The organism is Lentiprolixibacter sp., from assembly GCF_982873095.1.
The window spans coordinates 1-10,894 of the sequence record NZ_CEYNTP010000074.1 but is presented as its reverse complement, the minus strand read 5'-3'; the positions used below and the strand labels follow the sequence as shown (position 1 = coordinate 10,894).

General features: G+C 47.2%; 13 protein-coding genes. 5 read left to right on the top strand and 8 right to left on the bottom strand.

Annotation, left to right across the window (positions count from 1 at the left end):
• On the bottom strand, positions 1–805 hold an 805-nt coding region (gene folP / locus AC4E7D_RS06320), incomplete at its 3' end, for a dihydropteroate synthase (RefSeq protein WP_490172968.1).
• A gap of 110 nt (positions 806–915) precedes the next feature.
• On the opposite strand from folP, the gene AC4E7D_RS06315 reads away from it, so the two are divergent.
• Genes AC4E7D_RS06315 through AC4E7D_RS06295 form a run of 5 tightly spaced genes read left to right on the top strand, consistent with a single transcriptional unit; the run spans position 916 to position 4,475 of the window.
• Positions 916–1,461 (top strand): DUF1599 domain-containing protein, encoded by a 546-nt coding sequence (locus tag AC4E7D_RS06315; RefSeq protein WP_490172967.1) that lies wholly within the window; start codon positions 916–918, stop codon positions 1,459–1,461.
• A gap of 4 nt (positions 1,462–1,465) precedes the next feature.
• Entirely contained in the window at positions 1,466–2,563 is a 1,098-nt protein-coding gene (locus AC4E7D_RS06310; protein ID WP_490172966.1) for a BT_3928 family protein, read from the top strand.
• A gap of 28 nt (positions 2,564–2,591) precedes the next feature.
• Positions 2,592–3,341 (top strand): triose-phosphate isomerase, encoded by a 750-nt coding sequence (gene tpiA / locus AC4E7D_RS06305; protein WP_490172965.1) that lies wholly within the window; start codon positions 2,592–2,594, stop codon positions 3,339–3,341.
• A 5-nt stretch (positions 3,342–3,346) separates the two neighbouring features.
• Positions 3,347–4,180: a 50S ribosomal protein L11 methyltransferase gene (gene prmA / locus AC4E7D_RS06300; protein WP_490172964.1), complete on the top strand. Its 834-nt coding sequence runs from the start codon at positions 3,347–3,349 to the stop codon at positions 4,178–4,180.
• A 19-nt stretch (positions 4,181–4,199) separates the two neighbouring features.
• Positions 4,200–4,475: an ATP-dependent Clp protease adaptor ClpS gene (locus AC4E7D_RS06295; protein WP_490172963.1), complete on the top strand. Its 276-nt coding sequence runs from the start codon at positions 4,200–4,202 to the stop codon at positions 4,473–4,475.
• A 218-nt stretch (positions 4,476–4,693) separates the two neighbouring features.
• Here AC4E7D_RS06295 and AC4E7D_RS06290 read toward each other — a convergent pair whose 3' ends face one another.
• From AC4E7D_RS06290 to AC4E7D_RS06260, 7 genes are all read right to left on the bottom strand, one after another.
• On the bottom strand, positions 4,694–5,107 hold the full coding sequence (locus tag AC4E7D_RS06290) for a DUF6691 family protein (protein WP_490172962.1): 414 nt from the start codon (positions 5,105–5,107) through the stop codon (positions 4,694–4,696).
• A complete protein-coding gene (locus AC4E7D_RS06285; RefSeq protein ID WP_490172961.1) occupies positions 5,104–5,667 on the bottom strand; it encodes a YeeE/YedE family protein in 564 nt (187 codons plus the stop codon). Before AC4E7D_RS06285 ends, AC4E7D_RS06290 begins: the two co-directional genes overlap by 4 nt.
• A 117-nt stretch (positions 5,668–5,784) precedes the next feature.
• On the bottom strand, positions 5,785–6,258 hold the full coding sequence (locus tag AC4E7D_RS06280) for a hypothetical protein (RefSeq protein WP_490172960.1): 474 nt from the start codon (positions 6,256–6,258) through the stop codon (positions 5,785–5,787).
• Positions 6,259–6,579: 321 nt separating this feature from the next.
• On the bottom strand, positions 6,580–7,476 hold the full coding sequence (locus AC4E7D_RS06275; RefSeq protein WP_490172959.1) for a DUF808 domain-containing protein: 897 nt from the start codon (positions 7,474–7,476) through the stop codon (positions 6,580–6,582).
• Positions 7,477–7,581: 105 nt separating this feature from the next.
• Positions 7,582–8,562, bottom strand: a complete 981-nt coding sequence (locus tag AC4E7D_RS06270) for a TolB family protein (protein ID WP_490172958.1) — start codon at positions 8,560–8,562, stop codon at positions 7,582–7,584.
• Positions 8,563–8,635: 73 nt separating this feature from the next.
• Positions 8,636–9,568: a nuclear transport factor 2 family protein gene (locus tag AC4E7D_RS06265; protein WP_490172957.1), complete on the bottom strand. Its 933-nt coding sequence runs from the start codon at positions 9,566–9,568 to the stop codon at positions 8,636–8,638.
• Positions 9,569–9,621: 53 nt separating this feature from the next.
• Complete coding sequence (locus tag AC4E7D_RS06260) at positions 9,622–10,719, bottom strand: bile acid:sodium symporter family protein (RefSeq protein ID WP_490172956.1); 1,098 nt, start codon at positions 10,717–10,719, stop codon at positions 9,622–9,624.
• Between the last annotated feature and the right edge of the window lie 175 nt (positions 10,720–10,894).

Below are 10,894 nucleotides of genomic sequence, written 5' to 3'. Positions count from 1 at the left end.
ACAGGCGAATGCATTCCACGGCCTCCCTGACATCGTGCACGCGGAGGATGTGTGCGCCTTTCACCAGGCTGTACATATGAAGGGCGGTAGTACCGTTCAGGGCTTCTTCCGGGCCTTGGTCCAGCAGCTTGTATATCATGGATTTACGGCTTAACCCCACCAGAAGGGGGTAGTCCAGGTTCAGCAGCAGGTCGAGCTGTTTCAGCAATTCGTAATTCTGTTCCAGGGTTTTGGCAAAGCCAAACCCGGGATCCAGGATCAGGTCATTTATTCCGGCAGCCCTGGCCTGGGAGATCTTTTCGGAGAAATCATAGATGATATCCTCCACCAGATTGTCATATTGGGTTAACCCGCTCATGGTTTGGGGTGTTCCTCTCATATGCATCATGATATATGGCACCTTTAATTCCCCTGCGGTTTCCAGCATTTTGGGATCCAGTGTCCCCCCGGAGATGTCATTGATCATGGCTGCCCCGTGGGCAATACAGCTGCGTGCGATTTCACTCCTGAAGGTATCAACAGACAGGAGGACATCCGGGAATTCCTTCAGCAGCAGATCTATCACAGGCAATATGCGCGCTTCCTCCTCTTTTTCGGGAACGTGGGCCGCTCCGGGACGGGAACTGTAGGCGCCAACATCGATAAAGGCAGCTCCTTCCTGCAGCATCTTTTCGGTTTGGCGCATGATATCAGTGGTTTGCTTATATCGGCCCCCATCGTAGAAAGAATCCGGGGTAATGTTCAAAATCCCCATAACCAGTGGGGTTTTCAGGGAAATCAGTTGCCCTTTGCAATTTAATGTCATGGGATAATCGGTACGCACCGGGAGTTTGTAAATATTGGTAACAAGTTTAAATCCAAAACCTTGAAGTTTATAATAATTTACGCGAAATTTACATAAATTTCGAGCTTTCCATGCAGCATACCTCCGAGCAGTACGATGAAATTATAACCCGTTGCCGGGACCTCTTCTCTAAAAAAATGAAAGACTACGGCAGTGCCTGGAGGATCCTGCGCCTGCCATCACTTACAGACCAGATCTATATCAAGGCCCAACGGATACGAAGTTTGCAGGAAAATGAGGTCAGAAAGGTGGATGAAGGGGAGGTGCCGGAATTTATCGGAATAATCAATTACTGCGTAATGGCATTGATCCAGGTAGAAAAAGGGATCGCTGAAGAACCCGACCTGCAACCTGAGGAAGCCCTTGGATTATACGATGCTGCTGTAGCCAGGACCAAGGGATTGATGGAAGCCAAGAATTTTGATTACGGAGAAGCCTGGCGCGATATGAGAGTAAGTTCCCTGACTGACCTTATCCTGCAAAAACTTCTCAGAGTAAAGCAGATCGAAGACAACCAGGGAAAAACACTGGTGAGCGAAGGCATTGACGCCAATTACCAGGATATCATTAATTACGCAGTCTTTGCGCTCATCCATTTAGGGGTGCATACCCATTAAGCCTATGAAATACCTAGTCCATATTTGTCGGATTGTTGTTGGGGTCCTGTTTATAATCAGCGGTTACATCAAGCTCAATGACCCGGTTGGTTTTTCTTTTAAACTCGAAGAATATTTTAGTCCTGGTGTACTGGACCTGCCTGTCTTTATGCCCTATGCCCTGGCCATTTCCTTATTTGTGGTTATTCTGGAAGTAATCCTGGGGGTGCTGTTGTTACTCGGTTTCCAAAAACGGATCACCCTCTGGAGCATCATGGGAATGATCATTTTCTTCACCTTCCTTACCTTTTATTCGGCCTATTTTAATAAAGTGACCGATTGCGGTTGTTTTGGTGATGCCATCAAGCTAACCCCCTGGGAATCCTTCAGTAAGGATGTGGTCCTCCTCGTGCTGATCCTGGTGCTCTGGTTCGGGGATGAATATATCAAGCCCATTTTCGTTACCAAAATTAACCTGGTCCTGGCCGGGGTATCATTACTGGCCTGTATCCTTTACGCCAACCATGTTCTGAACCATTTGCCAGTAATCGATTTTCGTCCGTATAAGATTGGGGCCAATATACAGGAAGGGATGACCGTACCGGAAGACGCCCCCAAGGCCATCTTCGAGTATGCCTGGAAATTTTCCGTCAACGGGGAAGAACAGGTAATAGTGACCAATGGGGAGTATCCCAGCGTGGAAGGGGACTTCATTGGGGTGGAAACCACAGAGGTGCAAAAGGGGTACGAACCCCCAATACACGACTTCACCCTGGAGCAGGAAGGAGAAGACAAGGCAGCCGAGCTCCTGGAAGAGCCTGCCTTGGTGATGGTGGTGGCCTATGACCTCGGGAAGACAGATCTGGAAGCTTTTGAAGCGGTTAAGGCCAGTACGGATAAGGCATTGGATAAGGGATATAAGGTGATTGGAATGTCGGCTTCGGGGCCGCAACTTACCTCAGAGCTGATTCGGAATTTTAATCTGAATTTTGAATTCTTTTTTACGGATGAGACTACCCTTAAAACCATTGTACGCTCTAATCCTGGAGTACTGGTGTTGAATAAAGGGACCATCCTTCAGAAGGTGCATTTCAATGACCTGGAAGAACTTAGGTTCGACTAATTAATTAACAGATTACAAAACACACATCATGAGAAGCAAAATTGTAGCCGGAAACTGGAAAATGAACAAAAACCTGGAAGAGACCCAGGCATTACTTACAGAATTATTAGGAAAACTTCCGGAGACTTCGGCCGAAGTCATGGTGGCGCCTACTTTTGTAAATCTTTCCGAAGCCGTAAAGACGCTGGAAGGAAGTAAAGTTGAGGTAGTGGCCCAGAATATGCATTTCGAAAAAAGCGGCGCCTTTACCGGGGAGATCGCCCCGGGCATGCTAAAAAACATCGGGGTGACTACCGTTATCCTGGGGCACTCTGAACGTCGCGCGTATTTTGGGGAGAACGACGAACTCCTGAAAAAGAAAGTAGATACGGCCCTTGCTGAGGGAATGCGAACAATTTTTTGCTTTGGAGAAGAACTGTCTGACCGCAATGGCGGCAAGCATTTTGAAGTGGTGGAAAGCCAGCTGAAAAACGCCCTGTTCCACCTGCCCGAAAGCTCCTGGAAGCATATTGTCCTGGCCTACGAACCCGTATGGGCCATTGGTACGGGGGAGACAGCAACACCAGAGCAGGCGCAGGAAATGCACGCATTTATCCGGGAGACGCTCGGATCCGGATACGGCCAGGAAGTAGCACAATCCGTTACCATCCTTTACGGAGGCAGTGTAAAACCGGGGAATGCTGCGGAGATCTTTTCCAAGCCTGATGTGGACGGCGGACTAATTGGAGGTGCCGCGCTCAAGGCCGATGACTTTATCGGCATCATAAACGGCATCTGACCCGGATGGCGCAGTCCTACCTGGAATACGTTTTTAAAGTTCATCCCCTGCAGCCGGCATCAGAAATCCTTATTGCGGAACTGGCTGCATTGGGATTTGACAGTTTCGTGGAGACCGAGACCGGAGTACTGGCCTATATACCTAAGGAAATGGGACCAGCGGAACTTGATGCAGTTGGAGCGCTCTCCCATCAGGAGTTTGAAATCAGCTATGAGGTACGTGAGATTGCACCTGTAAACTGGAACCAGGCCTGGGAGGAAAATTTTGAGCCCATAATAGTTGATAATAGCTGTGTTATCCGTGCCCCTTTTCATCCCGCTACGGACGCTCCCTATGAGATTGTCATCGAACCCAAAATGAGCTTTGGCACCGGGCACCATGAAACTACCCATATGATGGTTCAGTTTCTCCTAAAGGCTGAAGTTCAAGATAAAGCAGTACTTGATATGGGTTGCGGTACGGGGGTACTGGCCATACTGGCTTCCATGCGTGGAGCGCGACAGGTCACGGCCATTGACATTGACGAATGGAGCTATGAAAACACCCTCGAAAACGCAGACAGGAATAAGCGAAAAAACATAACGGTGTATAAAGGGGATGCCAGCTTGCTGCGGGGCAGGCGGTTTGATTTGGTCCTGGCCAACATCAACAGGAATGTTTTGCTAATGGATATACCCCAATACGTAGACTGCCTGGAACAACCCGGGGGGATACTTATCGTCAGCGGATTTTACCAGGAAGATCTGCTACTTATTTCGGAGAAATGCAGTGCCCTTGGTATGCGGATTTCAGAAAAACTGAAAAAAGGAGATTGGGTTTCAGCAAAATATGTATTTTAGAAGTACGAATCCTGATCCTATGAGTGCCAAGGAAAAGTTATCGGAAGAGTTACTGGTTGAGGAAGAAGTGGTCAAGCAGCACGAGATCATCTTGTTCAATGATGATGTCAATACCTTTGATCACGTTATAGAAACCTTGATAGACGTTTGTGATCACACCCCGGAGCAAGCCGAACAATGCTCAATAATTGTTCATTTTAAAGGCAAGTGTACCGTAAAGACTGGGGAATTCACGGATCTTAAGCCTCGCTGCAGCAAACTCCTGCAAGCCGGCCTGAGCGCTGAGATCGTGTAGTGTAGCTCAGCCACCAAGCTATCGCATTAGCCGAATTAGACCACCCAACCCGGCCCCCTCGACATTTCGTTTATTACTAACGCGCTATATCCACTTACATCTACAAGAAAAGAGGAGCTTTTCTTTACAGGGCTCTTTTACTACCTGTACAGCATATAGTGAAGGCCCATTAGGCAGAAGTGCTAACCAGTCAGTCAAAGGGTAATGCGTTCTATGGTTTAGTGAGGCAACCTATCCCTGAGCAAGCCGTATACAAAGGTCCCCAGGATCGCAGCAGCAATTACAATGAACATACTGAATACCCCGGTTCCTACGAGGATGTACATAGGGCCCGGGCAGGCACCCCCCAGGGCCCAGCCAAGCCCAAATAGGCTTCCCCCGAGCAAATACTTTACAATGCCTTTTTCCTTGGGAAGGATATGCATGACCTCACCTTCCGTATTTCTGATACCAGCCTTCTTGAAAAGCCACAAGGACAGCACCCCCAGGATCACTGCTGAACCTATGATGCCGTACATATGGAAGGACTGAAATTTGAACATCTCAATGATCCTGTACCAGGAAACCGCTTCTGACTTCACGAGCACGATGCCAAAAAATATACCTACTCCTAAAAACCGAATTGCTTTCATGCACCAAAGATTAAGGGGAGAATAAAATGTGTCATGATTAAACCTCCAATAAAAAAGCCGATTACGGCAATGAGAGAGGGCCATTGCATATTGCTAAGCCCTGATATGGCGTGCCCTGAAGTACACCCGCCGGCGTAGCGCGTTCCAAAGCCTACCAAAAATCCTGCGATGACCAGTATGGACATCCCCTTAAAGCTGAAGACGGCATCCCAGTCATATATTTCCGGGGGCAAAAGGGTATTTCCCGCCTCCATGAAACCCAGATCCTGTAGTTCACTCACGGTTTTGGGATTCAGGTCGATAGCAGACCCGTCCGAAAGGAAGGTAACCGCGATAAAGCCTCCGATAATCGCCCCAAGGACCACCATGAGGTTCCAGCGCTGCGTCCTCCAGTCGAACCTGAAAAAGTCAGAATATTTACCTGCCCCGCCTATGCTGCACAAGGTGCGCAGGTTGGAGGACATACCGAAAGTTTTGCCGAGATAGACCAGCAACAGCATAACCGCTGTAATCAACGGGCCGGAAACATACCAGGGCCAGGGTTTGAGTAAGAAATCCATAGTCAGTTTTGTTGCAAAGATATCCAGAACCTAGAAAGCAGGGGATTGCTAGTAAGGAAGTTCCAGAAGTTCCCGGTAATAGATATGATGTGTTGGTTTAATATCCTCTGAAATGAGTTAACGTTTTTGATAGACTTCACTGAAGAATTCCGGAAGGGTTTCCCCAACCAGATTGGTCAGCTGGTCTCCGTCAAGGGTGAGGATAATAGGTTCTGCCCCCTGGAAAAGGGTGAGCTGGTTATTCTGATACGCCCATGTCCCTGAATTGAAGCTTGCATCAGGGTTACATCGGATATTGAACAATCCCCCTGTAATGGTGGTTACGATAACCACGTTTAGGTCTAAGGTCCAGGTGCCTACATCGTTAATGGTCAGGGTGCCGGAAACACAGTTTAACTCCTCCAGTATATTGCTGCTCGAGGTCCCGTCCTCATTGATATCCTGGGCCGGGGTAACATTTAATTCCACAAGGTCCCACTGTCCGATGACCGGCGCGGGTTCATTATTTCCCCCTGAGTTATCATCAGAGCCACAGGCGGCTAAAAGGATACCTATCGTTAGCAGGAGAAATACAGATTGAAGCCTCTTCATGATGTTGCTTTTGTACGAATATAAAACTATTCGTCAACATGCCGCGTGGATTTGATAAGGGTTTAAGAAAGATGTGTACGTCCTATGCCGGGAAGAATGGGAGCTCTACGCTTGGGAGACTTAAAATTTGCTGATGAAAATTTTCCTCAAGAGATAGCCTCATTACCGGCATACACATGGAATGATCCCCTGCCTTTTAGTGCAGGACGGATGTATTCTGGCGTCGTCCATGGGGTGTTATGGTTCTTAGCCTGCATATCTCCAAGGGGTAAAACCCAGCTTTTTTTCGAAATTTTATGGGGGGTAATACTATAGGTGGACTTATACATTCCCGGATGGGGAACTCCCGCGGCCTTTTTTGATAATAAGATGTTTTATGAGCCCGAGCAGCCCTACTACAGCGGTTCCAACCACAAAGCCCAAAATAAAATCCTTCAGCAGCACAGGTAGTCCCGGGAGCAATTGATGCAGGAAGTCCAGGTTATGGTTAAAGATGCCCCCTGAAACCAGTAACAGGGCCAGGGTCCCGATAACAGAAAGCCCCTTGATCACCCACGGTAAGGCGTTTAACAGAAACCTGCCTATTTTATCAGAGAGACCATTATCCCCGTCCTGCCAGTTAATAAGCCGGATACCATAGTCATCCATACGTACAATAAGTGCTACAATACCGTAAACCCCGATAGTGGCCAACAGTGCTACCACAGAAACCACCAGGATCTGTACTTTCAGGGGTTGCTCCACCACGGTACCCAGAGCGATAATGATAATTTCCACGGAAAGGATAAAATCGGTGATAACAGCCTCCCGGATCTTCTTCTTTTCAAGTTCGGGTGATTGGTGTTGCGAAAGGGGTTTGGCGGTACTGGTTTTTTCCTTCTTGTGCGCGAAAACATATCCAAGGACTTTTTCTGCCCCTTCGTAGGCCAGATACACCCCACCAAGGACAAGTATTATGGTCACTGCCAACGGTACATAAGCGCTTAAAAGGAAGGCTATGGGAAGAATAATCAACTTGTTCAGGAAGGAACCCTTTATAATGGCCCAAAGCACTGGCAATTCACGGCTGGAAACAAAACCGGTTGCCTTTTCTGCATTTACGGCCAGGTCATCCCCGAGAATGCCGGCAGTCTTTTTTGTCGCCACTTTGCTCATGGTAGCCACATCATCCATTAGGGCAGCGATATCGTCTAAAATGGCAAAAAAACCTGAGGCCATATGATATTTTGTTGGGGTTGAAAGTACGGTTTTTTAAAGAATGAAATGCGGATTGGTTTTTGAAATGGAAAAGGGTCAGGAAGATTACCATTTACAGGTTTTAATTCAATGTAACTTAAGCGTACGAATACCAACCCTGTAAACATTACCCATGCCATTCCGGACATTATTTGAAAATGCCTTTAATTCTTCAACAGAATTAATGCTTTCAGGAGCTTTTCCTGTTCTTTCACTAGTAAAATAGAAGTTCTTTCTTTCCATATCAATGAAAGGACAGTAATCGAGATAGGGAGAATTCACCTGTTCCCCCATATTTTTTGCCTTACTCCACTTACCTTCCTCGTTTCTTATGCTGTAGTACAGGTCGCCTCCGCCATAGCCATCTGCCCTGCCGAACGAACTAAAGATCAGTAGATTTTCATCCGGACTCACAAAGGCATTGAATTCGAAATAGGCTGTATTTATGGTGGTGTCCAAAACTTCAGCGGCCTGATATTCCCCATTGACCTTTTTTGAAACAAAGATATCTTCGCGACCAATTCCGTCTTCTCTAGTCCCTGTAAAATAAAGATTTCCGTAGGCGCTCAGGGACGGATAAAACTCGTCATTTTCGGTGTTGATCTTTTCATTCAAGGCTATGGGTTCCCCCCATGCTTCCCCATTCCGATCACTGTACCAGATATTGTAGTCTTCTCTATCCGAACCTTTATCTATGGGGCGATTTGATGCGAAGAAGAGCCTTTGACCGTCTTCTGCCAAAAAGGGTTCGATGTCGTCATAAGTGCCGGAAATATTTAAGATATCTGGCCTGTTCCATTTTCCGTCTTTTTGACGGATGTGAACCAAAACCCTCCTGTTCTGCTTATAATCCCCCAGGCTGTATATCAGTTCCGTTCCATCTGGCGAAATGGCCAGGTCCCGTTCGTAAAGCGCTGTGGAGATAATTCCTTCGGCAAATAGTTCAACACTATCTGGTTTAGTGGTAAGGTCTATTGCTATGGCTTCTCCCTGTACAGACAAATTTTCCCCGCATCCGAAGATCAGCAAGCCTGAAAAAAGCAAGGTGCATATGGTTTTTACTTTCATGATCTCCTGGTTATGGTGGTGAAGCCTGTTGGCACAAAATATTCCCCGTTCCAAAGCAGAAATAGTAACAGATTTAATTATCCATTCCAAACTCCAGTTGTCTGTTGTATTCTTCCTCCGAAAAGTATCCCTTAGAATTCGCTATACGACCGTCACTGCCCATTTGCCAAAGCTCATATCCACTTATATCCACTGCATTTCCCTTCCCATCCGGAGAGGCATCCGTACCGGTCAGGGTCCAGTGAAACCTGGTGCCATTTGCGGCAGGGGTCAAACTGTCAAAACGCACCACCATATCCGGGAATTGGGTCATAAAACTATTGGCCACTTCGGATATAGCTCCTCGTCCAATGGCTGGGTCCCCATCATTTACCTGCAAGCTGCCATTTTCCTCATAGAACATGGCCACGAATTCCGGTTTATTACTACACCAGACCTGGGCGTAACTGTGGGCAAAAAGGTCCAGATCAAATGACTTTTCTTCTTCCGGGATGCGATGAACCGTCCATGCGATACTGAAGAGTTTCCAGTCCTCTTGCTCTTTGATCATCAGGAAGTTGTTCACTTCTCTGCTTCTCGGAACGCCAAATTGGGAAATAATGGTCTCTGCCTTTACCATTGCCAAACGGCCATCTGTAACCGAGACCTCATATCCTTTGGCAATTTCTGAAATAGGTTTTGGATCCTTGTTTTCTGCCATTGCCAGCAAATATTCCTCCACAGTAACCTCTTTATTTTTCCAGACACCATCTTCTAAATAGGTCCATCCAACGATGGCCTTATCCGTAGTCAATTTCCCTAATTCCTGTGGATTCCGATTGCCCACGGCAATAAGAATTTTCTCAAAGACCGCTATTATTTCTTTTTCTTCATTTGTTTCAGAAGCAGGCGGTTCAATAATAACCTCTTTCGCAGTTTCTGATTTTTCCTGATCTCGAAGGCACCCCACAAGCAGCAAGGAAAGTAGCAATAAGGGTAAAAGATAAGTTCTTGAATATGGCTTCATAATGGTTTGGATATTTAGCTACAAGCATTTTATAGCTTAACTAATATAGCACTTTATCCCTTGGGGTTTCCGAATTTGGAAGCAGGTAAGGCATCCCGCCACCAGGTGGCCAGGGAAGATCCCGAAATGTTCATCCAGGGACCGAATACGGCTGGTGCCAGGCCCATGGTAGCTATCCTGTTCATCTCCAGGGCAATTCCGGAGGCCAGGCCGGCATTTTGCATCCCCACCTCAAAAGCTACAGTTCTGGCGGATTTTTCATCCAATCCCGTTAAGCGACTTCCCCAGTACCCGAGGAAATAACCAGCGGCATTGTGTAATATCACAACCAAGATCAGGGTAAGTCCAATGGTGAGCAGTGAATCCCTACCTGCAGCGGTGATAATGGTTATGATGATGGCGATACCTGCCATGGAAACTACGGGCATGGCTTTATCCAGCCACGCAAACCGGCCATGGGCCCATTTGTTAAAGATCAGGCCAGCGATGATCGGGAGAATAACGATTTTCACAATGCTCCAGAGCATCCCTAAAAAATCGATGGGCACCAGTTGGTCGGCCAGGAGCTTCATTAAAAAAGGTGTCATCAAGGGGGCCAATAGCGTGGCCACGGCGGTCAGGGTCAGGGATAAAGGCAGGTTGGCCCCGGAAATGTACGCCATCACGTTAGAAGCCAGGCCGCTTGGGGAACAGCCTACCAGGATAACCCCTGCGGCAATTTCAGGGGGCAGCTTAAATGCCAGGGTCAGGCCGAGCCCTACAAAGGGCATAATGGTAAACTGGCAAATGACCCCTATCAAAACACCTTTGGGCATTTTGATCACCCCGTAAAAATCGTTAATGCTCATCGCCGTACCCATGCCAAACATGATGATCATGAGCAGGGGTACGATGAGCTTTTTTAGATTAAAGCCCCCTATTTCGGTAAACAGGCCGGGATAATACAGGGAGGCCGATACGGCGGCAAAGATCAGGACGGTGTAGGAGAAACCTTTTAATGCAGGGATCCCCTGAAAGCTTATCGCCAAACTCAGGAAGAACCCGATCGCCAATAGGCCGGTTTGATCCGCCATGCCCATTGAGAGCAGGATCACAAGGGCAATTGCCAAAATCGTGCTAAGGCCTAATAATAGTTTGCTGTATGTTTTCAAGAGGTGAAACCTTTAGACTGTATCATCCTGAGCGGGGTATAAATATAGTGTTTGTGTATAATAGTATACGAGAGGGGCCTTATCATCCAGACCCTCATAGGCCAATAGCTTATTCTTTCCCATAAACCATCAACGATCAACTGACTGCCAAACAAAGGATTTTCTTCGCTTTGCT

Bases quoted from the DNA above. Each gene is read 5' to 3' on its own strand.
- AC4E7D_RS06315 (WP_490172967.1), top strand. From the start codon at position 916: ATGCAGCATACCTCCGAGCAGTACGATGAAATTATAACCCGTTGCCGG.
- AC4E7D_RS06310 (WP_490172966.1), top strand. From the start codon at position 1,466: ATGAAATACCTAGTCCATATTTGTCGGATTGTTGTTGGGGTCCTGTTT.
- tpiA (WP_490172965.1), top strand. From the start codon at position 2,592: ATGAGAAGCAAAATTGTAGCCGGAAACTGGAAAATGAACAAAAACCTG.
- prmA (WP_490172964.1), top strand. From the start codon at position 3,347: ATGGCGCAGTCCTACCTGGAATACGTTTTTAAAGTTCATCCCCTGCAG.
- AC4E7D_RS06295 (WP_490172963.1), top strand. From the start codon at position 4,200: ATGAGTGCCAAGGAAAAGTTATCGGAAGAGTTACTGGTTGAGGAAGAA.
- AC4E7D_RS06290 (WP_490172962.1), bottom strand. From the start codon at position 5,107: ATGAAAGCAATTCGGTTTTTAGGAGTAGGTATATTTTTTGGCATCGTG.
- AC4E7D_RS06285 (WP_490172961.1), bottom strand. From the start codon at position 5,667: ATGGATTTCTTACTCAAACCCTGGCCCTGGTATGTTTCCGGCCCGTTG.
- AC4E7D_RS06280 (WP_490172960.1), bottom strand. From the start codon at position 6,258: ATGAAGAGGCTTCAATCTGTATTTCTCCTGCTAACGATAGGTATCCTT.
- AC4E7D_RS06275 (WP_490172959.1), bottom strand. From the start codon at position 7,476: ATGGCCTCAGGTTTTTTTGCCATTTTAGACGATATCGCTGCCCTAATG.
- AC4E7D_RS06270 (WP_490172958.1), bottom strand. From the start codon at position 8,562: ATGAAAGTAAAAACCATATGCACCTTGCTTTTTTCAGGCTTGCTGATC.
- AC4E7D_RS06265 (WP_490172957.1), bottom strand. From the start codon at position 9,568: ATGAAGCCATATTCAAGAACTTATCTTTTACCCTTATTGCTACTTTCC.